Origin of the sequence: Brevibacillus sp. HB1.3, from assembly GCF_013186635.1 — a bacterium.
GTDB classification, from domain to species: Bacteria; Bacillota; Bacilli; order Brevibacillales; family Brevibacillaceae; genus Brevibacillus; species Brevibacillus brevis_D.
Genome location: NZ_JABMIT010000001.1, coordinates 210729 through 232964, shown reverse-complemented (window position 1 = coordinate 232964; position 22236 = coordinate 210729). Strand labels below are relative to the sequence as shown.

General features: G+C 46.5%; 20 protein-coding genes and 1 pseudogene. 4 read left to right on the top strand and 17 right to left on the bottom strand.

Annotated features, from left to right (window positions below; genetic code table 11):
- Nucleotides 1-86: 86 nt before the first annotated feature.
- The 5 genes from ant(6) to HPY31_RS01180 all read right to left on the bottom strand — a co-directional run bounded on the left by ant(6) (nucleotide 87) and on the right by HPY31_RS01180 (nucleotide 3874).
- Nucleotides 87-941, bottom strand: a complete 855-nt coding sequence (gene ant(6) / locus HPY31_RS01200) for an aminoglycoside 6-adenylyltransferase (RefSeq protein WP_172137798.1) — start codon at nucleotides 939-941, stop codon at nucleotides 87-89.
- Between the two features lie 141 nt (nucleotides 942-1082).
- Nucleotides 1083-1640, bottom strand: a complete 558-nt coding sequence (efp, locus tag HPY31_RS01195; RefSeq protein WP_012686011.1) for an elongation factor P — start codon at nucleotides 1638-1640, stop codon at nucleotides 1083-1085.
- Between the two features lie 41 nt (nucleotides 1641-1681).
- Nucleotides 1682-2752, bottom strand: a complete 1071-nt coding sequence (locus tag HPY31_RS01190; RefSeq protein ID WP_172137796.1) for a M24 family metallopeptidase — start codon at nucleotides 2750-2752, stop codon at nucleotides 1682-1684.
- A gap of 28 nt (nucleotides 2753-2780) precedes the next feature.
- The gene (aroQ, locus tag HPY31_RS01185) at nucleotides 2781-3221 is read right to left on the bottom strand and encodes a type II 3-dehydroquinate dehydratase (protein WP_172137794.1); all 441 of its coding nucleotides are present in this window, start codon (nucleotides 3219-3221) and stop codon (nucleotides 2781-2783) included.
- Between the two features lie 140 nt (nucleotides 3222-3361).
- Entirely contained in the window at nucleotides 3362-3874 is a 513-nt protein-coding gene (locus HPY31_RS01180) for a YqhR family membrane protein (RefSeq protein ID WP_253901639.1), read from the bottom strand.
- 124 nt (nucleotides 3875-3998) lie between these two features.
- Between HPY31_RS01180 and HPY31_RS01175 the strand changes: the two genes are divergently transcribed.
- Both HPY31_RS01175 and HPY31_RS01170 read left to right on the top strand, forming a co-directional pair.
- Nucleotides 3999-4946, top strand: coding sequence for a DUF1385 domain-containing protein (locus HPY31_RS01175; protein ID WP_016739890.1), 948 nt, complete (start codon nucleotides 3999-4001; stop codon nucleotides 4944-4946).
- 36 nt (nucleotides 4947-4982) lie between these two features.
- The gene (locus tag HPY31_RS01170; RefSeq protein ID WP_016739889.1) at nucleotides 4983-5342 is read left to right on the top strand and encodes an ABC transporter C family protein; all 360 of its coding nucleotides are present in this window, start codon (nucleotides 4983-4985) and stop codon (nucleotides 5340-5342) included.
- Between the two features lie 40 nt (nucleotides 5343-5382).
- On the opposite strand, the gene HPY31_RS01165 is transcribed toward HPY31_RS01170, so the two are convergent.
- From HPY31_RS01165 to HPY31_RS01155, 3 genes are all read right to left on the bottom strand, one after another.
- Nucleotides 5383-6312 carry a patatin-like phospholipase family protein gene (locus HPY31_RS01165; protein WP_012686005.1) on the bottom strand — a complete coding sequence of 310 codons (930 nt, stop codon included), beginning with the start codon at nucleotides 6310-6312 and terminating at the stop codon, nucleotides 5383-5385.
- A 123-nt stretch (nucleotides 6313-6435) separates the two neighbouring features.
- Nucleotides 6436-6867, bottom strand: coding sequence for a transcriptional regulator MntR (gene mntR, locus HPY31_RS01160; RefSeq protein ID WP_016739887.1), 432 nt, complete (start codon nucleotides 6865-6867; stop codon nucleotides 6436-6438).
- Nucleotides 6868-6966: 99 nt separating this feature from the next.
- Nucleotides 6967-7530 (bottom strand): NADPH-dependent FMN reductase, encoded by a 564-nt coding sequence (locus HPY31_RS01155; RefSeq protein ID WP_172137792.1) that lies wholly within the window; start codon nucleotides 7528-7530, stop codon nucleotides 6967-6969.
- Nucleotides 7531-7686: 156 nt separating this feature from the next.
- Here HPY31_RS01155 and HPY31_RS01150 point away from each other — a divergent pair, with 156 nt between their 5' ends.
- Nucleotides 7687-8694 carry a hypothetical protein gene (locus HPY31_RS01150; RefSeq protein WP_172137790.1) on the top strand — a complete coding sequence of 336 codons (1008 nt, stop codon included), beginning with the start codon at nucleotides 7687-7689 and terminating at the stop codon, nucleotides 8692-8694.
- 213 nt (nucleotides 8695-8907) lie between these two features.
- Here HPY31_RS01150 and HPY31_RS01145 read toward each other — a convergent pair whose 3' ends face one another.
- On the bottom strand, nucleotides 8908-10245 hold the full coding sequence (locus HPY31_RS01145) for a M28 family peptidase (RefSeq protein ID WP_172137788.1): 1338 nt from the start codon (nucleotides 10243-10245) through the stop codon (nucleotides 8908-8910).
- A gap of 318 nt (nucleotides 10246-10563) precedes the next feature.
- On the opposite strand from HPY31_RS01145, the gene dat reads away from it, so the two are divergent.
- On the top strand, nucleotides 10564-11415 hold the full coding sequence (gene dat, locus HPY31_RS01140; RefSeq protein ID WP_172137786.1) for a D-amino-acid transaminase: 852 nt from the start codon (nucleotides 10564-10566) through the stop codon (nucleotides 11413-11415).
- Nucleotides 11416-11541: 126 nt separating this feature from the next.
- Here the strand turns inward: dat and HPY31_RS01135 are convergent.
- The 8 genes and pseudogenes from HPY31_RS01135 to gcvPA all read right to left on the bottom strand — a co-directional run bounded on the left by HPY31_RS01135 (nucleotide 11542) and on the right by gcvPA (nucleotide 22217).
- Nucleotides 11542-12069: pseudogene (locus HPY31_RS01135) on the bottom strand (glutathione peroxidase).
- A 557-nt stretch (nucleotides 12070-12626) separates the two neighbouring features.
- Complete coding sequence (locus tag HPY31_RS01130) at nucleotides 12627-13292, bottom strand: DUF1266 domain-containing protein (RefSeq protein ID WP_064199871.1); 666 nt, start codon at nucleotides 13290-13292, stop codon at nucleotides 12627-12629.
- 13 nt (nucleotides 13293-13305) lie between these two features.
- Nucleotides 13306-15162, bottom strand: a complete 1857-nt coding sequence (locus HPY31_RS01125; protein WP_216675395.1) for a J domain-containing protein — start codon at nucleotides 15160-15162, stop codon at nucleotides 13306-13308.
- On the bottom strand, nucleotides 15162-16859 hold the full coding sequence (locus HPY31_RS01120) for a molecular chaperone HscC (protein WP_172137782.1): 1698 nt from the start codon (nucleotides 16857-16859) through the stop codon (nucleotides 15162-15164). Before HPY31_RS01120 ends, HPY31_RS01125 begins: the two co-directional genes overlap by 1 nt.
- 462 nt (nucleotides 16860-17321) lie before the next feature.
- Nucleotides 17322-18152 carry a lipoate--protein ligase family protein gene (locus HPY31_RS01115; protein ID WP_087343803.1) on the bottom strand — a complete coding sequence of 277 codons (831 nt, stop codon included), beginning with the start codon at nucleotides 18150-18152 and terminating at the stop codon, nucleotides 17322-17324.
- A gap of 71 nt (nucleotides 18153-18223) precedes the next feature.
- Complete coding sequence (locus HPY31_RS01110; RefSeq protein WP_172137780.1) at nucleotides 18224-19303, bottom strand: undecaprenyldiphospho-muramoylpentapeptide beta-N-acetylglucosaminyltransferase; 1080 nt, start codon at nucleotides 19301-19303, stop codon at nucleotides 18224-18226.
- Between the two features lie 99 nt (nucleotides 19304-19402).
- Nucleotides 19403-20872 (bottom strand): aminomethyl-transferring glycine dehydrogenase subunit GcvPB, encoded by a 1470-nt coding sequence (gene gcvPB, locus HPY31_RS01105; RefSeq protein WP_012685997.1) that lies wholly within the window; start codon nucleotides 20870-20872, stop codon nucleotides 19403-19405.
- A complete protein-coding gene (gene gcvPA, locus HPY31_RS01100; RefSeq protein WP_016739879.1) occupies nucleotides 20865-22217 on the bottom strand; it encodes an aminomethyl-transferring glycine dehydrogenase subunit GcvPA in 1353 nt (450 codons plus the stop codon). Before gcvPA ends, gcvPB begins: the two co-directional genes overlap by 8 nt.
- Nucleotides 22218-22236: the final 19 nt, after the last annotated feature.

Below are 22236 nucleotides of genomic sequence, written 5' to 3'. Positions count from 1 at the left end.
CTTTTTCTTCTCGTCAGCTTTGTTGGTCGAGCGTCTACAAAACATAAGAAAACCGCCCTTGATAAAAGGCGGTTGAGTTCCATCCATCACTTCCATGAATGGTATATATGTTCCGCGTATTTGGTAATGGCTTTATCGTAATCTGGATACGAATATTCGAGACTTTCTGCCACCGCTTTGGAGTACTTTCGAAATAGCTCGTAGCAAGTGAATAACGATTCCCACATCTGCGGGTAGCCGTTTTCGTTAAAGCTGGATAGTAGCGCTTCCCAATCTTCTTTTGGAAGATAGTGATCGATAAATTTGTAGTTTTTCCCGACACTAAAGGTAAATCCTTTCTCGCATCCGATTTGCCATGCCATCATGCGGAGCAAATTTGGTCGGGCAATTTCGTTGAGATGGTCAATCGCAAACAGAATTTCTTTTCTCGCCAAACCTTTGACAACATAAGTAGAGACCATCCAAAATTCGTTACAACAGTCGTCAAACTCTCTGGCACTTGGCTTCCGGGTCCAATATTGGCGATCGGAAGGGAGCACCTCGTGTTTGACAAGCTTGTCTTTATCCAGCAAAACCTCAACCAGACCGTCGCTATCTACAAAATACTGCTCTGTCTCGTCTATCGGGATCAGCGTCAGGTCCACTTTATTTCCATCCTCCAATAGCATGAGATAGGAAAACCAATTCCCTAACTCGGACGGAAAAAGTTCCATGTCCTCCGGTTTTTGCATCATGATCCGATTCCCAAAAGCATCGAGCCATTGATCATTTTCCTTGAAAGAAGCCATCTCTGTCACAAAATACGAAATATCATAATCTTGGAAAGGATCAGCGGGTATATTTTTGTTCGTGCGTGATCCTTCTATAGTTACCAAACGGATTCGATCATCTTTCCTAGCGAAATCAATCAGCAAGTTCATCATTTCTTGTTCCGTTCTCAAAGCCAACCCCTCCACCTCACTATTTCTCTGTACTACTAAATGTAGTTCAATTGCATAATTTTTACAATCATGCATCGATAGCGAAGCAAATAAAAAAAGCTGCACCCTTTTGGGCACAGCTTTTTCTTGCAATCCGTACTTTTACGCGCGGGAAACGTATGCTTCCGTACGAGTATCGATGATCAGACGCTCTCCTTCTTCTACGAAGAGAGGAACGTTTACTACGAAACCAGTTTCCAAGGTTGCTTTCTTTGTTACGTTAGAAGCAGTGTCACCTTTTACACCTGGCTCACATTCAGTTACAACGAGTTCAACCGTATTCGGCAATTGAATACCGATTGTTTCTCCGTTGTACTGCATGATTTGCACGTTCATGTTTTCCTTGAGGAAACGCAGTTCACGCTCGATTTGGTTGCGAGTGAACGTCATTTGCTCATATGTTTCCGTATTCATGAAAGTGTACTCGTCTCCGCTCGCATACAGGTATTGCATCGTGCTGGATTCGATGCGGGCAGGGTTAACTTTTTCACCGCCGCGGAAGGTCATTTCTGTCGTGTTGCCGCTACGCAGATTGCGCAGTTTGGAGCGAACGAATGCCGCACCTTTACCTGGTTTTACGTGTTGGAATTCTAGCACGGTAAAAATATTGCCATCCACTTCGATTGTCAAACCGGTACGAAAATCGTTTACAGAGATCATGGTAGTCCTCCCAAATCAATCAATAACAGAATAAGTATAAATTACACAGGCAAAATGAGCAACTCTTTCGTAGACTTGTTCAGGTTCTCATGGCCATCATCTGTAATCCACACATCGTCTTCGATCCGAACGCCACCAAGTCCTGATACATAAATGCCTGGCTCCATCGTTACGAGCATACCTGGCTCCAATACGAAGGTGCTTACAGTCGACAGCCCTGGCAGTTCGTGAACTTCCAATCCGAGACCATGACCTGCGCTATGTCCATAGGCATCCCCATAGCCTGCTGCTGTGATGAGATCTCTCGTTGCTGCGTCAGCGTCTTTTGCGGATACACCTGGCTTCAGTGCTTCTAAACCGGCCAGCTGTGCACGCAGAACGATATCGTAGATTTCACGCATTTTCGGGTCTGGCTCTCCCACAGACAATGTGCGTGTGATATCGGAATGATAGCCCTGATAAGCAGCACCAAAGTCGAGTGTAACCATTTCCCCTGCCTGAATCACTTTCTCGGACGCACGTCCATGTGGCAGAGCGCCGCGCACACCTGACGCCACGATGATATCAAAAGCTGAGCCTGTCGCACCTTGCTTGCGCATGAAGTATTCCAATTCCAAGGCAACATCGGCTTCACGCACACCTGGCTTGATGTAGCCTTGAATATGCGTAAATGCTGCTTCCGCGATACGAACCGCTTCACGAATGATAACCATCTCGGATTCGTCTTTAAACATGCGAATTTTTTCAAGCAGACCGCTTGTTGGCACCAGCTCTACTCCGTCGAATCCTTTGTTCCATTCTTGATACGTGCTAAAGGACACGCTGCTCTCGAATGCCAAGCGCTTGATCCCTTTTTCTTGCAAGAGCTTTGCCATCGCTTCCACAGCTTTTCTCTCGTTATTGACCACTGTAAATTCAGGTGCCTGTTCTTGCGCTTGTTCCACATAGCGGAAATCAGTGACGAGGAACGCTTCTGTTTCCGTGACAATTACCCATCCCGTTGATCCGGTGAAACCGCTCAAGTAGAAGCGATTCTCTGTTTTTTCGGTAATAAACGCCTCTGCTCCAACTTGTGTAAGTGCCTCGCGCAATTTATGCAGACGTTGTTTCATGGCAGCCTTTTCCCCTTTTTGAAAGCTTTTATTTTTTTTCGACTTTACGGACGAGCGCTCTTAATGCCCATTCATACCCATCGATCCCCAACCCGACAACTTGCCCAATCGTAATAGGTGCGAGGACTGAGTGATGGCGAAATGGTTCCCGTGCGTGAATATTGGAAATATGTACTTCAATCGTCGGAAGAGCCACACTAGCCAAAGCGTCTCGGATCGCATAGCTGTAATGGGTGAATGCGCCTGGATTGATCAGGATGCCGTCATGGACACCTCTCGCTTGATGAATCGCGTCGATGAGGGCACCTTCGTGATTCGATTGAAGATGCTCAAGCTTTCCGCCCAACTCATCCATGACACCCGTCAGGATTGTCACCACATCCTCCAGCGTTTCCCTTCCGTAAACATCCGGCTCCCTTGTCCCCAATAAATTCAGGTTGGGCCCGTTCAATAACAAGACGGAAGTCATCGACCATCCCTCTCCCTATAAAAGTTTTTTTATTAATGAAACATTTTACCACAAGCCGCTCTGAATCCAAAGCAGTCATTCGCCAAAGCAACATTTCGAACATTGTTACATCCATTTTGACAAGGAACGGAGAAATCCTCCTACCTTGTGTACTCATTCCATGCATGATTCTCGTCTGATTGCTCGAGCATGATTGTCATCCCAATGAACAAGCCAAACGTCAAATACCAAGCGCCTTCCGTACTTAAGGTGGCAACCTCCCAATGTCCGATATGAAAGAAGAAACCCGCTATCCCTAACATGACCGCCCCGTAGACAAGCCCCAACCACCACGCACGGATCCGGCTAAATAGCAAGCTGAACACAAATGAAGCAACGACTGCTTCAACGAACAGCACGATACCACCAAGGCACACGCTCGCAAACGTATTTTCGTCCTCGATACCGATAAAGGGACGTGCAAATGCTCCGACTCCGTACGGGGTCATGTGCAAAAAGTGCGCCATCAATCGAACGAGCCCCCAAATAATCGTTCCCCAGAATGCCACCTCCAAAATCTTCGAGAAGGAGACTCTTTTACTCCCTTGCCTGCCTTCTTCTGTATGGGATATGCGTGCTGGCTTGTGCCTTCGTCCTGTCTTGCTTATTTCCATTTCCATCACCTCTGTTCTCTAGTATGCTCTTCCTCTAAGCTTTTCACTTCCGCTTTACATTTGTTGGAAAAATACGAACTCCTTGTAGCTTCAAGTCGCCATTTCCGTTAATATAGTGGTAAGGATGGTGATTGAATTGGCGCAACAAAACGTACCTAGCTACGGCGGTCAGGCCGTCATCGAAGGTGTTATGTTCGGTGGCAAAACCACAACCGTTACAGCTGTTCGCAAAAAAAATCATGAAATTGAGTATTTTGAATCCCCAAGGTCCGAATATAAATGGATTACTACGCTAAAAAAGATTCCGTTTTTGCGTGGGATTGTTGGTTTGGTCGAAGCCAGCGCCAATGGGGCCAAACATCTCAACTTCGCCTCTGAACAATACAGTATGGAGTCTGGAGAAGAAGCTTCTGAAAGTCCATCGAAGCTCACCATGATTTTAGGTGTTGCTGTTGTCGGGGTACTTTCCTTCCTGTTCGGGAAATTCGTATTTACACTCGTTCCCGTTTTCCTGGCAGACTTTTTACTCGGAAAATGGGTACCGGATGGCGTTCCTCAAACGTTGGCTGAAGGCGGATTTAAAATTTTGCTCCTCCTCGGCTACATTACTGCGATTGCACAAACTCCGTTGATTAAAAGGCTTTTTCAATACCATGGAGCCGAGCATAAAGTGATTAACGCATTCGAATCCGGGGTAGAATTAACAGTAGCCAATGTACAAAGATTTTCCGCTCTGCATTATCGTTGCGGGAGCAGTTTTCTCATTTTTTCAGTGTTCGTCGGTGTAGTAATTTACTCCCTGTTCAGTTATGACTCCCTGACGGAGAGGGTCGTACAACGCATTGTTCTTTTGCCACTGGTAATCGGCGTCTCTTATGAGGTTTTGCAGTGGACAAACAAGCTCCGTGATGTACCCGTCCTACGTTACCTTGGTTATCCAGGATTGTGGTTGCAAAAGATCACAACTCGTGAACCAGATGACAGCCAAGTCGAGGTAGCCATCGCTTCCTTCCAAAAGATGCGGGAGCTTGATCAGAAGCACGTGCAGGAAAGAATGGTTACGACCGGATAACGTGAGGCATTTTTATTCCCATAGAGGTGAAGCCCTATGTTACGCCGCATTCCACCAGTGATTCTGATCGTGATTGTATTGGCGATTTACGGATTTTTGGTCACCCTCTTCAATGATCCTATCAGTACGATTGTCATCTTGGGATTGTCCGTTGTCCTATTCTTGGTCGTGCGCAACTATTTACAAACCGGCTCCTTCTTTTCACAAGGCGCAGGAGCAGGCAAACCTAGACAACCAAAGGTCAAGGTGAAGCAAAAGCCCTCCATCGCTCGGCAAGCAGTGAAAAAGCAGTCGACTCCCTCGCGAAAAGATCATCCGTTTCGTGTAATCGAAGGCAGCAAAGGGAAGCAAAAAGAGAAACAAGACCAGAAATCGCAAAATAATATCTCCCACTAATAAAAAACAGGTTGCCTGAATCGGCGACCTGTTTTTTTTGTTAGACCAGTATTTTCGGTGAATGATTGCGAAACACTTTGACGTAATCTTCAAAATCCCATTGTGCCAAAAATTTGTGAGCCGCTGCCTCCCCTGACTCAAACAATTGTTGCCTGATTTCTTTTGACAGCTGAAATTGAGTGGTTCTCACCCCTAATGTATGGATGAAAATCGTCCGAACGGCTTTTGCCTTTTCCACATACAGGCGGTCATGAGCATCGAGCATAGTCGCCAGCAATCCCCTGGAGAAGGAAAAAAGACCTTTGATTCTAGTCGCTTCTCTCTTGTCTTGATCATCAGTCAGGCGAAAACCAATCGTCGGCCACCGCGGAGTCCCCGGTACATCAAACAACCAAACGGGGTAGTTGCTCAATAATGCGCCATCGACGATGTAATGCACATGTCCAGCACTTGTCAGCTTTGCAGGCTGAAAAAAGAACGGAATGGAGGAAGACATACGAACAGCTCGTGCCACAGGAAAATGATCGGGTTCTACACCATACCGTGCCAAATCATCGGGAAGGATAAGCATTTTTCCGTTTGTGACGTCAGATGCGACAACCTTCAGCTTACCGGGAGGAAGATCTCCGAATGTTCGTACCCCTTTTCGTAATAACAACTCCTCTATGAACAACTCGATTCGATCTGCTCGATAAATCCCTTCCCGCACGACTAGTTCATAGATTGGTCCGATGAGAGGGAGCCTAACCAGCCCTGAGCGTTTGAGAAAGTGAAGGTAATCCAGCTCTTCAAAGATCGGTTTCAACTCATGGCTGGAGTAGCCTGCGCCGAGCAAAGCTGCAACAATGGAGCCTGCCGAGGTACCTGCGAGTCTTTCCCATGTGTATCCATTCTCCTCCATGACTCGCAAGGCACCGATAAAAGCGATTCCTTTTACGCCGCCACCTTCAAAGACTGCATCTGCTTTCACCTTGTGTTCCCCTCCCTAAAATTCCCCCCCATTTTCCATGTATAAGACGACAGCTCTTCCGTTACCACAAAGAAAAAAACGCAAGCCTGATCGGCTTGCGCTATAATACGATAACGATATAGACTATTCCTCTTTTTGCTCATCTAACAATCGAATGTTACGAAGCTCTTCTATACGCTTTGGATCTGCCTCGAAGTACTGAACCAGATACTCCAGACATGTAATCGATTCCCAGCTCAGGTGATGCTCGATTCCTTCCACATCCTGATAAATATGCTCTTCATCTAAGCCAATGATCCGCATAAATTCTTCTAGAAGAGTGTGACGGTCCACAAGGCGTTTCCCGATTTTCTTCCCTTTTGGCGTCAAGACAAGCCCACGGTATTTTTCATAAACGAGATACTTGTCTTTGTCTAGTTTCTGAACCATTTTCGTGACCGAAGAGGGATGTACTTCCAACGCTTCAGCAATATCGGAGACACGAGCATAGCCCTTTTCTTCAATTAAGTTGTAAATGCGTTCCAAATAGTCTTCCATACTCGGCGTCGGCGGCATTGTGAACCCCTCATTTCCAAACCGTTATTTCATCTTGCCAAAAAAGGCACGTAGAAATATGATACCGCGTAATGAGAAGCATTTGCAAGAGAAAAGTGCCTATCGCAGCTGTTTTTCTGTTGATGGATTCATCATTTGGACATATTGTACGAGTTGTTGACCCAACTGCTCCATGCGCGCCTGCAATCGCTCATCCTTGAGCTTGCCTTCTGGTGTAAAGGCATTGTAAGCACTTGGGATGGAAGGACTAGATGGCAACGGCCATGCATGTAGATTGCGCATGATTAACTGCAAGGTGTTGACCGTGTTCGTAGCACCCATGCTGCCACCAGCTACACCAATGATGGCAACCTGCTTGTCACGCAAAATGCGCCCTTCCAGGAAGTCAATGGCGTTTTTCAAAGCACCTGTCATTGTGCCATGGTATTCAGGCGAACCGATCACAAGTCCATCTGCTTCAGAAACAGCTTTGACAAATCGATGGACAATTTCAGGGTACGTACTGGTATCGTCACGATCATCGTACAGCGGCAGCTTCCAGTCCGCCAGATGAATCATTTCAACATCGGCACCTGCAGCCTTTGCGGCTTCAAGAACAATATGAATCGCTTGTTTTGTCGTAGAATTGGCATTCATGCTTCCGGCTATTCCTACAATTTTCATGGTTTCACCCCATCGATAATCTAAATACTGGTATGTTCCTCATTATATTCCATTAAGTATAATTTGTAAACATTTATGTTTATTTAATATCATCTGTTCTGAACAAGCCTGTTTGCTTCATACACTTGTACCAAGTTGCAAGTGAGGATGATGCCTATGGACAAAGTCGCTTGGTATATCGCCGTACTTTTTGCAGGGTCTGCATTAGGTGGATTCTACTTGGGCGGATATGAATGGTTACGCTTTTTTACTTATTTCGGTTCCTGGGGGACAATAGGTATTGCCCTTGCGGCTCTTGGCCTCGGCTGGTTCGGCGTCCAGCTGTTGACCTTTTGCCATCGCAAGCAAATTCGCTCCCTGTACGAGCTGTACTACGTATTGTTTGGCGAAGCGTTCGCTTCTAGCCTATCTGCCATCACCCACATTCTGCTATTGGGGTATACAGGAATCATGCTTGGCCAACAGGCAGATTTCCTTTTGGAGGAGTTCTCTCCTCTATGGTTCATCCTTCTGACCATTGCAGCCGTCTTCTTTATCTTAAATCGTTGGCGATGGATTGTCACTGCAACAGCCATATCTCTATCCGGCGGTTTATTATTATTCGGATTGATTTTCAGCGCACAATCCCATGTACCAATACCGAGCTTGGGTTATCAACTGAATGTGAACTGGCTGATTCACGCCGTATTTTTCCTAGCCTTGCATTTTCTCATCGGCTTGGCCACGACTTTACCACTGGCAGTACGTGCGTCCCATGAGCGAACGGTTCGGATGGGCGCAATGATCGGAGCCGGAATCTTCCTTTTGTTCACGCTGTTAGGTCAAGCTATTCTTCTTGCCCACTGGCATGATTCCCACGCTTCTGTACTGCCCATCAAACAAATTTTAGTTCAAATGATGGCAGGTGGCGATTGGCTTCTCGCTATTCTCTCATTTGTGCATGGCGGAGTCATCGTCGCCGCCCTACTCTATTCGTTGTCACATCCAATAGCGACACGTCAACATCTGCAAATGCTTCCGCTGATTGTCGCCATGCTGCTTACCGTATTTGTATTCTCTCTTCTCGCACTCGTTGTTCCATGGAGTATGTCTGCCATCGCCAGTGCAGCGACCTATTGCGGCATGTTCTTAATGGGCTGGTACGTTTGGAAGCAACCGAATTGACCTGATCGTTTACTCGTAGCTCCTGTGGTCAAGACAGAGTCTTGGCCACTTTTTTTCGCACTATAGGAGCCAATTCACTATTCCGACCACGACCAAGAACACAAGGATAAACACCAAAATATTCAACGGATTCATCGTCACGTAGGCCTCCTCTATCCATGGTTTCTCTCCCTCATTTTACCACAAATGAAAAACGTCCCCCGAAGGAGACGTTTACTGCAGGGCCTCACTTTCCGCTCTTAGCTGTCCCCCATTTGGAGAACCCATCGGATAAGCTGGCGTTGTTTGTTCTGTCACTTTGTGAATCGCTGAAAGGACCGCCTTCGTCGCCTTTACCATTTGTTCCCAATCCATCTGTGCGATAGAGTCATCTGTTGCTTGTCCCGCCCCTGCACTCGTCACAAGTGCCGTAGGAATACCTGCGGCGCCTAAAGAGCTTGCGGCGCCGATTCGTTCACGCGTCCCAGCCTTATCGCTAGGAGACACCCCCGCTGCTCTTAGGAGTTGGATTGGCAGATTTTCCTTACCCAGCGGATTGGTTGCAACGAGCTCTGTCTTTTGGCTGCCCACCCCCTCGACATAGAAGGCTGCTATGATGGCTTGTCGCTCTTTGGCTGATAAGGCATTCGCATAAGCAATTGGGCCTCTGCTTCCCGACGTAACCGCGCCAAAGCTGACGAACCTCACTTCCGTATCAATCGGCTTGTCCGCCATATTTCGAGCTATCTCAAGCAAGGCCGCTACACCGGAGCCATTGTGATTTGCCCCAGCTGATAACCCGGCGGAATCATGGTGAGCAGAAACCATGATTACCTGCCCGGTGTCACTTTGATTGGGCTTTCGGCTTGCCATGATATTATACGAGGTTTGCTTGGTCGTTACGGCTCCTTCTACCTTGACGGTTCCCTTTACGGGCCGTTTGTCCATGATGCGTTTTTGGAGCTTGGTGCCATCCGCCTTGGACAAAGCGATTACAGGAACAGCGATATCCAAAGGTTCGCCTAGGGAAGCATTCCAGCCCTCCTCCCGATCATTCCAGATAATCAGTCCAACAGCTCCGGCAGCCGCTGCCTGGCGTACTTTTTCTCCGAACGGAATCTCGCCTCGTTTGACCAAGGCAATCTTTCCCCGTGAGGCATCATTCGCAAAATCAACCGCTCTACCCAAGCCTGCATCCACCACTTCTGCTGTCGCTGTTCCATTGATCCCAAAAGTAAATCCACTTACTGTCCATTTTTGACCCGGCCATTCTTCCATCGTCAGGGATAGAGTCGTTGGCTTTCGGTACGTATAATAAGAAAAAGGATCGAGCTTTGTCTTGTACCCGTAAGAGCGAAGTGTATTTTCCACATAGACAGCTGCCGCAAATTCCGTTTCAGTAGCAGGTGGACGGGCTGTTCTTGCCAATTGCTCGACATGGCTGTACAAGCGTTCACTATCGATCCAATCTTGAGCTTTCTCTGCATGAACACGATGGGAAAGGAAGGGTATCGGCAATATCGTTCCACAGACAAGCAGGGCACATAGCGCGTAATGACGGACAGATCGCATGGCATTCTCCCTTTCCTTTGCTCTTTGCTATTTATTATGGGCGTTTACGACAAACCGAGTCTAGTCAGAATAGTTAGTCAAATAACTTCATCCTGCGCCATCCCTGGACAGCTTTCGCTTTGTTCTGCCCAAAACGTCGATTTTTCGCGTGACTTCCTTCCATATGAAATCTTAATAGAAAGGGGCTTTACTCCGTAAAATTATTGATAAAGAAAAGGCGACTTTCAAATTGACCGATGTCCTTGCCTTTTGCTAAGGTGGAATCAACAAAAAACCGTTTGAAAGAAACGGAATGGAATCCATTGAGGGGGAAGTACCATGCTCTATGTAGATGGGAAATGGGTAGAAGAAGGGCAAGTCGCAGTTCATCCAGAAGACCGCGGTTATAACTTTGGGGATGGCATCTATGAGGTAGTACGCATTTATAAGGGGCGCATGTATCAATGGGATGGACATCTATCCCGATTGTTTCGAAGTGCCAAAGAAATAAAAATGGAGCTTCCATGGAGCTCAGATGAGCTGACAGACTTAGCGAATCAGCTGATCACCAAGAACAACATCACGGAGAATGACGACGCCAGCCTTTACTTGCAAGTATCTCGTGGCACAGCTCCACGTGTACACGATATTCCCTCCGGAATCCAGCCTGTGATAATGGGCTTTGTCCGTCGTAAGGACCGCCCTGTCGCTGATATGAAGAAAGGCTTGACCGCTCAGCTCGTTGAAGATATCCGCTGGCTGCGTTGCGATATCAAAACGCTCAACCTGCTAGGCGCTGTTCTCGTCAAACAATACGCAAAGGATGCAGGTGCCCAAGAATCGATTCTGCACCGCAACGGCGTCATCACAGAATGCAGCGCTTCCAATTTGTTTGTCGTGAAAAATGGCGAGCTGTATACGCATCAGGCTGACAATCTGATCCTCCACGGAATTACTCGCCAAGTGGTGATTGATTTGGCTCGGACCAATGGCATCACTGTCCATGAAGAAGCATTCGACATTGCTTTCTTAAAGCAGGCCGATGAAGTATTCCTCACCAGTACTACCGCGGAAATCATGCCGCTCATCTCGGTAGATGGTGTCGCAGTCGGCAACGGACAGCCAGGTCCTGTCGTGCTTACGCTACAAGACTTGTTTGAACAGCATATCAACACAAGTGTACTCGTGTAATGAAAATAACGTTTTAGTCTGGAGTTTATGAATGAACTAACGTCTTCGTTAGTTCTTCTTTTTTTGGCAAAGGCCATTTCTTAGCCTTTACAGGGGATGTTTAATTGAATGGCCGAAAATATTCATTTACTTTAAAAGCAGTGATTTAATTACTGGCACTATTTCCAATGGTTTCGTCGTTGTTTCGTATCTTCCGTATACATGACCGTTCCGTTCGATCAAAAACTTTGTGAAATTCCACTTGATCTCAACACCAGCGTATATGTCAGGATACTTTTCTTGCAGAAAACTCTGCATCCATTGACCGTCCGAGGTCTGAGTATCAAAAACCTTGAAATGGCGCTTGCTCTGTTAAAAATTGAAATAATGGATGAGCAGTCTGACCTCTAACCTCCATCTTCTCAAATAACGGAAAGGTCACTCCAAAGTTGCTCTCACAATATTCCCGCACTTCCGAGTTGTTCCCTGGCTCTTTCTCGTTGAATTGGTTACAAGGAAACCCAAGTATTTCAAACCCCTGCTCATGGTAACTTTCGTAAAGCTTTTGAAGACCAGCGAATTGACGAGAATAGCTGCAAGAACTTTCCCTCGGTAAGCTGACAATTCAACAAGCTTTCCATTAATTGAGGTGACTTGAAAATCATAAATCGACATGATATCGTTCCTCCCCTATGATGTTGCCTTTGCAAAACCGAAATTTAGACGTCCGCAGTTTAATTACATAATAAGGCCACGTCCACTATTGGCCTAATATATAGTATTAATAATGTTAATAGGAATAAACTATATCATCCAAATCATTCGGTGCCTTGAAATACTAGGACTGGACTTTTCAGTGAACAACGACGCCCATGCTAGGCGCACCAAAAAACAGCCGATATTGCTGCGAGAGCAAATCGGCTGTTACGTCATTTATTGGCGGGACACCTTGACGAGCTCCCTTGCCAGTTCAGCTTCTTCCCCTGTGACTTTGCCGGTTAGAGCATCGATCCAACCAATGGTAAGACGGATGGGCAATTATTTGCGTCTCATATCATTCCAATATCCCCATATAATCCCATACTTCTATTTAAAAACACGCCCTCGTGTTAATCGACGAGGACGTGTTGGTGCCCACTCTATGTTGTGAACATTTGTTTGGTTTACTCAAAATCAAGCCAGCCCTACATCTTCTTGGTACGATTGAGGACTGATATTTCACGAAGGTCAGATCATTTATTACTGTTGAGAGCTACATTCCAATCAACTTGACGCATGGGACTGTGCCTAGAGGCGAGCAGCTTGGTGTAGAAACCTCGATTTTCTTTAGCAGTTTGGAAAGACGTATCCGGAATCAAAAAATCAATTCCTGCCACAAAACCGGCAATATATTCACTCCATCCGGAATACGCTTGTTGTGCCAGTCTTGCAGCACTTAACATATATTCCATTGCCTGATCCTTTTGCAAGTAACCGAGTTTCAAACCAGCTCTGGATAAAAGGACGCACCAAGCATAGTCATGAGCAGCAATCCCCTCTGAAGGTAGACATCTCGAATAGTAATCGACAAGAATCAACTGAGATTTCGATTGATGGTCCTCGGGTAACGCTTGAATGTATGCCGTTCGTTCTGATTCGGAAAAAGCAAATAAGAAATGACGGAGACGATTGAATTCTTCCCTCTTCCCTTCCGATATGAGCCATTTTATTGTATCAATTAGTGCGGTCTTATCTGTAATCTGTTTTTCCTTAAGAAGAAATAGGCACGTTCGTCTACTTAAATTTTCATGATATAACGCATAATAGTAGGCTCCACTTTTGCTAAAGCAAACAGACGAAAGAGCTCGCAGAAATAATCTGTGACCCTTCTGATTATATGTAAGAACGGTGGGTGCCATCGGTTCCTCCTTATTAGAATCGTACCGTTTTGTAGGTCCTGACAATCAGTCGAAGCAACAATGCATAGAGAACTAGTAACAATACGGAATAAATCACTGCTTTGACGGGAACTTCATTAGTGACATTATGTACAACAATTAGTTTATCGACAACAAATTTGGAATCTTTGTATTTGGATCCAAAGTCTGTAATCTGCAAAACTTCCCATACATACTCAGGTAACTCTTGCGGCATTTTCACGATTGTTCCTGGCGAATCAATGAAATTACTTTTTTGTATTTGCACTGCCTGATTGGCATCTGAGACCAATAAAACGATTGATGAGTTATCAAGCTTAGCAACATAAAACCACGCTGTGGGGAGAATGCTTCGAGCCCAATTACGTTGCTTACTGTAGGAAGAATTATATCGAGTACTGATAGCACCGGTTTGGGCTTTTAAATGATACTCTGTTATTCCTAGAAAATGAACACTGGGAAGCTTTATTTGGGCGATATCAGAATAATCCAGTTGATTCAGCACCTCAGTGGAAGATAATTCTACAGGATGAATCCTATTTTTTAGATAGGAGATAGGTGTTAATCCGGAATCATTAATGAAAGGATTAGATAACAAAACATGTAGAAAAAGAATGAAGGATAGAATGAATACGACACCTGCTTTGGGCATCTGCATCCAAAACAGTTTCACACTGCCAAAAAAATTTGGCTTCCCAAGCTTTTTATACAATCTCTTTATGACTGATCTTCTGGTGAAAAAGGTCCTCCGCTTGGCCCGCTCCACCATCTCAGAACGGATATGGGCAAGGCTGGTTATGGCATCGATATCATTCGGAAAACTCTCCAATATCTTCAAGTAGTTCTCCTCTGCCTTCTCTAACTCACCAAGCTGAATGAAGCATTTCCCCAACAGACGCAGGGCACCCATATTGGCAGGCATACGTGAGAGGACGTACAGACATTCGTCTTTTGCTTCTACGAATTGATGGGTTTCATACCATATCCGAGATCGAATCAGATACCAATCGATGTCATCTGGATAAATGCGGATTCCGTGTTCCATTACAGCAAGAGCAGACTCCTTTTCACCCATTCGAAGGAAGTATTCACCCTGTAGCCGAAGCAAGTCAGGATCATCTGAATACATCGCATAGGCTTCATCAAGCGATTGACCTGCCAGTTCCAGATTGTTTTCCTTAAGTGCCTGATATGCCGTCTCCCGCTTGTTCAGAAACACATCGTAGTCTAAATCAGCTGCATGCTGTATAAAGGTATAACGAAGAGCAGGTTCATCCAATTGTCTACAATAAAAATGGTAAAACTCTTCGGTGAAATGCTCCATTCGATCGTCCGGATCTTCTGTTGCTAGTTCACGCCAACGAAAACAGTATTCGATGGATTCCCAAACTCTTTTAGGGAGAAACCGATGTTCATGCAAGAAATCCAATAATGTTACTTCTACTATTTCATTGAGCCTTACATTCCAGACAATATCGTTATTTAAAAGCTTTGACCATTGTTCATGGCTGATACGGGAAGAGAAATCAGAATACACCTCTTCAACTTGTTCCATGAATTCATCTACTGGGTCAATCTCTTCTGGTCGGTCTATCGTTTCAACTGTTAGCTCGACCGTGTTGGGAGGATTGGGCCAGATATGGATGTTGCTTTCATCGCTGAACGACGGGCCTGTTTCTTTGATGGCTCCCTTTTTCGCAACCTTCATTGCATAGTCATATGCTTCTCTTAGCCTTTGATAGCCTTCCGGATCATCCTCGGGGTGGTGAACCTTCAGTTTTTGGGAGTAGGCTTTTTTAATCGATGGAATATCTTCTGTGGGTTCAATCTCCAGTACTTCCCACACACCCATTAGTAGTCGAACCACCCTTCTAAATGATCCAGTTGTTTTTTAAACGCTAAAGTTGCCTTTTTTATCAGTTGCTGATCTTGTGTGGCTAACACAGCTTCGAACTTTTCCAGTAAATATGCAATTTCTGTGCGTTTGTCCCCAAGGGATTCTTCATACATCCGTTCCCCCCGAGCAAGCAATAGTCTATTTTCGGCCCTGTCACGCGGATGGATTTTGATATCTCTCAATTCGTTAAGACGAGCTTCGATCTCCTCAGGTGACAGGCTTCCTGGGTTTTTCTCGATAATCATGTTCTTTTTCAAGCCAGTACTGACTATAGTAACTTCAACCTCCAAGATCCCATTAATATCATAGGTGTAGCGGATATCTATAGACTGCTGGCCTGCGGGACCTTTTGGCACCTCTACTTTGAGCTCCCCCAGTTTGATGTTGTTCTCGACACGGCGGCTCTCCCCCTGGTATATTTCGGTGAGAATCGCAGTCTGATCATCATTGACTGTATACAGACGCTTTACTTTGCTCACAGGTATGGGCGTGTTACGTTCAATGATCGGCAGATAATGTCCATCCTCAAAGCCGCTTGCCGTTCTTTTCACAATATCGGTTCCAAGCGTATAAGGGCATACATCCGTCAGAATAATCTCTTTTAAGGCTTCGTTTCTCTCCTTGAGAGCAACTTGAATCGCAGCTCCAATCGCTACCGCTTCATCTGGGTTGATTTGCGAGTAGGGCAAGCGTCCAAACATTTTGCTAACAGTCGACTTGATTATCGGCATTCTGGTGGCACCACCGATGAGAATGATAGCATCCAGCTCCTCAGGAGTAAGAGATGCGTCTCTCCATGCTCGCTCGATCGGGTGGCGCAAACGAAGCAAGAGCTGGCTTGCAAGCTTCTCAAATTCATTTCGATCCAAGCTGATTTCATGTGTTTTGCCATTTATGGTAAAGCTCATTTTTCCGATCAGATCCCGGCCAATCATCCGTTTACAAAGTTCCGCCTGTTTGGCAATGGCAGAGTGTGCCTTGGCATCTAGAGCCTCAGAATCCATCCCTGTTTTTTCAACAAAATAGGCAGCGAGTATCTTTGTGAAGTCCTCGCCACCAAGATAGTTATCTCCTGCTATCGATTTGACCTCCATGACTCCTTCAAAAAATTCGAGTATAGAAACGTCAAAGGTTCCTCCACCTAAATCAAAGACCAGGAATTTGGTATCGGACTTTTCCTGATGAAGTCCATACGCGATCGCAGCGGCAGTAGGTTCACTGATGAGCCTCTCTACTTTTAACCCGGCTAATTCGGCAGCACGCTTGGTTACCTTTCGCTGAGAGTCATTAAAATAAGCCGGAACGCTAATCACCGCTTCCGTAACCTCATATCCAAAAAATGCTTCAGCATCTGCCTTCAAGGCTTTCAGGACGAAAGAGGAAAGCTCTTCAGGAGAAAATGAATACTGCCCCAACTTAAACAGCTTTTCTGTACCCATATACCGTTTGAAGGCTGCTGCAGTTACATGGGGATGGGTAATGAGACGCTCTTTTGCAATTTGGCCGACCAGAATTTCACCATTGTCATCGATGCTTACAACAGATGAAGTAAGGTGTTCTCCCAACACATTCGGTATTAGCTCGGGACCGTTATCACTCCAAAAAGCTACCAGACTATTCGATGTTCCCAAATCAATACCTATTGTTGTCATAGAATATGAATACCCTGATTTCTCATGTAATGTATAACAACTCAACCGTTATTTAGTAATTATATTCAATAGTATTTATAGTATTAAAAATCGATCAAAAACAAAAGGTTTATAATATGGTTCCTGTCACTCTTCGACATTGAAGGACTATAACGATATTCTGTTGGTCGCGAAAAAAATGGGAATCGAAATCCATTCTTCCCAACGAAAGGCACAGCTACTGACTGTGTAATGTCTGTGGACCAAGAACCCGATACATCGAAAGTGCCATTTCCACGTTTTGTTATTCGTCAATCCATGAACGAAGTGTGGACTAAATCAAAAATAGTGCATTTTCTCCATCCACTGTATTTGATCATCCTGCCCGTATATTCGATTTAGTACATTATTTTCACTGGACATACTCGTGTAATGAAAAAAGCTCTCCCGGTATACACATAAATCCGAGAGAGCTACTCTTTTTTAACGACGCAGATTCCATTCGTCTGTGGCATAGCGCGTACGCACAAGCTCTTCTGCCAAAGCGAGTTCTTCGTCCGTAAGCGTTGAGGGGATCAGCTCCACTTCCAGTCCAGATGCAAAGCCTTTCGAGAACGCCTCTATCGATTCTTGGAGACTGATTGGCCGAGGGCTTACTTCATTGATCGTCACTGCTTTTTGTCGGAAGCTATCGATCATCCGTTGTTTTACCCGCTCCGATGGGAAATGCAAGAGTGAGAATAGCAAATCCACGTCCATATCAAGAAGGATAGAGCCGTGCTGAAGAATAACACCCTTTTGGCGGGTCTGTGCGCTTCCCGCTACTTTTTTCCCCTCTACCACGAGTTCATACCAGGAGGGAGAATCAAAGCAGGCCGATGACCCTGGAGAATTGTATTTTTCCTTCTCCTCTTCACTTGCCAAGGAGACCATTTCCGCCGAGAGCCCAAGATTTTGGAATCCGTGCAGCAGTCCCAAGCTGATGATTTTGTAGGCTTCCGTCACGCTCGAAGGCATTTTCGGATGGTCTTCGGATACGATGACACTGTATGTCAGCTCCTGATCGTGGAGAACAGCACGTCCTCCTGTCGCTCTGCGAACAAAGCCCAATCCTCTATTTTGAACTTCCTCCAGGTTGATTTCCTTGATGGCCTTCTGGAAATAACCAATTGACAGTGTCGCTGGGTCCCACGTGTAAAAACGAACGGTCGGGGGAACCTTCCCCTCACTGTGCAACTGCAAAATTGCTTCATCTACTGCCATATTCATTGCGGGTGACATCGCTTCCGTCACGATATAGCGCCACTGTTCCATCTATGTACCTCCTCATTCACAACGCCTTCATTGTACGCTTCTGGCACGAGGGACGGCAAGCCTCGGATGCGCTATTTTGAGCGAGCTGTCTCCTGTAAAATCGCCATGACCTGTGCCAATGCATCTGTTTTCTTCTCATTCTCTTTGCGCATTCGCTGCAAGATGGACTCCCTGTTCGTTTGCAAGTCATTCACTGCTTGATAAAAGCGATCATCCGTTAGCTCTTCTTCCAGCAGAACATGACACAAGCCCTGCCTTTCAAAGGACTGAGCATTTAAAATCTGATCACCCCGACTTGCTTCACGGGACAACGGTATCAAGAGCATCGGCTTTTGCAGGGCTAAAAACTCATAAATGGCATTGGAGCCAGCACGAGACACCACAAGATCTGCCATCGCTAGCAAATCAGGCAACTCCTCCTGAACATACTCGAATTGCTTGTAGCCTGTTACCTGAATCGTTTCATCCACTTGATTTTTGCCACAAATATGTACAATGAAAAAATGCTCCAGCAGGTTATCCAATGTGCGACGTACCGCCTCGTTGATTCGGCGCGCTCCCAAGCTTCCTCCCATGACAAGCAGGACAGGCTTTTTGGTGGTAAAGGAGCAGTACGCCAAGCCTGCTTCTTTTCGCCCCTGCTTCAGCTCTTCTCTCACGACTGCACCTACGTGAATCCCTTTGTTACTCGGTACTTTCGAAAGCGAATCCGGAAATGTTACGCACACCTTGTTAGAAAAAGGGACAGCCAACATGTTTGCGAGACCGGGTGTCAGATCAGATTCATGGATGACAACGGGAAGACGGTTTAGCCACCCCCCAAATACGACCGGAACGGAAACAAAGCCTCCTTTAGAAAAAATCACATCCGGCTTCCATTTGCCGAGAAAGCGAAAAGCTTGCCAAGTGCCTTTGAGGACTCGCAGCGGGTCACTCATGTTTTTCCAATCAAAGTAGCGTCTCAGTTTTCCTGAAGAAATGCCAATATAGCGGACATCTGGATGGTTGGCGACGAGCTCACGTTCGATTCCATTCTCAGAACCAATGTAGGCGACTTCCCAGCCCAGCTTGATAAAATGGGGAATGAGCGCAAGATTCACAGTAACATGACCTGCCGAACCACCACCGGTGAAAACTATCCTTCTCTTCATTCGGTTCGAACCCTCCCCTACTACTTCTTCCCCCATGATAGCATCATTCAGAAAGAAAAGCCGCCCGTAACAACAGGCGACTTTTCCTGGAATCTAGAATTATGCTTGCGGTTGATAACGCAGGATCGGCTTTCTCGCCGCTGTCGCTTCATCCAAACGTTTGACGACAGTGGTATGAGGTGCTTCCTGAACGATTTCTGGCGTTTCCTCACACTCGCGGGCAATTTGCAGCATAACGTCGATGAACTCATCGAGCGTTTCTTTTGTCTCGGTTTCAGTCGGTTCGATCATGAGGCACTCGTCGACGATCAATGGGAAGTAGATCGTTGGCGGGTGATAACCGAAGTCGAGCAAGCGTTTTGCAATATCGAGCGTGCGTACGCCCAGCTTCTTCTGGTTCACTCCAGACAGAACGAACTCGTGCTTGCAGACGCGATCAAATGGCAGATGATAAGCCGTTGCCAGTCGACGCATCATGTAATTCGCGGAGAGCACCGCATTTTGAGAAACTTGCAGCAAACCTTCTGGTCCCATCGTACGGATATAGCTGTATGCACGAACGAGAATACCGAAGTTTCCGTTGTAGCCTTTTACGCGTCCGATGGAAGCCGGACGATTGCTGTCCCAGTAGAAGCTTCCGTCTTCCTTCTTCGCTACGATTGGTGTAGGCAGGAATGGCTCGAGAACTTTTTTCACGCCGACCGGACCAGCACCCGGGCCACCGCCGCCGTGAGGGCCTGTAAACGTTTTGTGCAAGTTCAGATGCACTACGTCGAAGCCCATGTCTCCCGGACGGGCAATTCCCAAAATCGCGTTCGCATTCGCACCATCATAGTACAAGAGGCCGCCAGCTTCATGGACGATTTTCGCCATTTCCACGATATCTTCTTCAAACAATCCGAGAGTGTTCGGGTTCGTCAGCATCAAAGCAGCCGTGTCAGGTCCTACTGCATCACGCAGCGCTTGAATGTCAACCAATCCACGCTCGTCAGATGCAATGGTTACGGTATCCAAGCCAGCTACAGCAGCAGATGCCGGGTTTGTACCGTGCGCGGAGTTCGGCACGATTACTTTGGTACGATGCGCTTCCCCACGGCTCTCGTGGTAAGCGCGGATCATCATCAGACCTGTCCACTCACCCGCAGCACCAGCAGCTGGTTGCAGGGTAACTGCGTCCATGCCTGTAATTTCACCCAGCTCTTCTTGCAGGTTGTACAACAGCTCCAAAGCGCCTTGTACGGTTTCTTCCGGTTGGTACGGATGTGTCTGCGCAAAACCTGCGTAACGAGCAACGTCTTCGTTAATTTTCGGATTGTATTTCATCGTGCAAGAACCAAGCGGATAGAAGCCATTGTCTACCCCGTGGTTGCGACGAGACAGTTCGGTATAGTGACGAACCAATTGCAGCTCAGATACCTCTGGCAGCTCAGCCGGCGTTTCGCGGATGAGGTGCTTTGGCAAAAGGCTTGCTACTTCTACTTCTGGAACATCCAATGCCGGCAAATTGTAGCCCACACGGCCTGGTTTGCTCATTTCAAAGATCAGTGCTTTCTCCTGGTCGTTACGCACGTGTGATCGCCTCCAATTCAGCCGCCAATGTGTCGATTTCTTCTTTGGTACGCAGCTCAGTTACTGCAAGCAAGGTATGATTTGCAAACTCTGGATAGTCCAGACCGAGATCATAGCCCCCAATGATTCCAGCAGCCAGCAGGCCTTTGTTTACTTCTGCAACTGGTTTGTTCAACTTCACCACAAACTCGTTGAAGAATGGAGAAGTGAATACAATCTCCAAGCCTTTTGCTTGCAGGGCATTCTTGGCATAATGAGCTTTTTGCAGGTTCATCATTGCCATTTCTTGTACACCCTGCTTGCCGAGTGCTGTCATGGCAATGGATGCAGCCAATGCGAGCAGCGCTTGGTTCGAGCAGATATTGGAAGTCGCTTTTTCACGACGAATATGTTGTTCACGCGCTTGCAGCGTCAATACGAAGCCGCGCTTGCCATTTTCGTCCTTCGTTTGACCGACGATACGACCTGGCATTTTGCGCATCAGTTTGGATGTGGTAGCAAAGTATCCGCAATGTGGTCCGCCAAAGGATGCTGGAATACCGAATGGCTGCATGTCGCCCACTACGATATCTGCGCCCAATTTGCCCGGCGCCTCCAGTACACCCAGCGCAAGCGGATTGGAGGATGTGATCAACAGTGCGCCTTTTCCGTGCGCAATTGGTTCAATCGCTCCCAAGTCCTCTACGTTTCCGAAGAAGTTCGGATACTGCACGATGATTGCTGCTGTATTTTCATCAACAAGCGCTTCCAGAGCCGCTGTATCCGTAACGCCATCGCTGTTGATACCTACCTCAACCAGCTCAACGTTTTGTCCATAGGCATATGTTTTCAAAACACCACGCGCTTCTGGATGTACAGCGCGGGAAACGATTACGCGCTTTTTGCCAGTGTGTCCAGCAGCCATCATCGCTGCCTCCGCCAAAGAAGTTGCGCCGTCATACATCGAGGAGTTCGCTACCTCCATGCCAGTCAGCTCACATACCATCGTTTGGAACTCGAAAATAGCTTGCAGCTCACCTTGACTGATCTCTGGCTGGTACGGTGTATATGCGGTAAAGAATTCACCGCGAAGCAGCATGTGATTAACTGTGCTCGGCGTGTAATGTTGATAAACACCCGCACCTAGAAAGTTAACATGCGTGCTGAAATTTACGTTTTTATTCGCGAGGTGTGTAAAATACTTCACCAAATCTGGCTCGGAAAGTGCTTCTGGAATATTCAATGCACCTTTGAAGCGTACTTCTTCCGGAATATCAGCAAACAGTTCTTCTACACTTGAAATGCCGAGCGTTTCAAGCATTTCGCGCTTGTCCTGATCAGTTTGGGGCAGGTAGCGGTATTTCACGGACGTTGTCCTCCTCTAA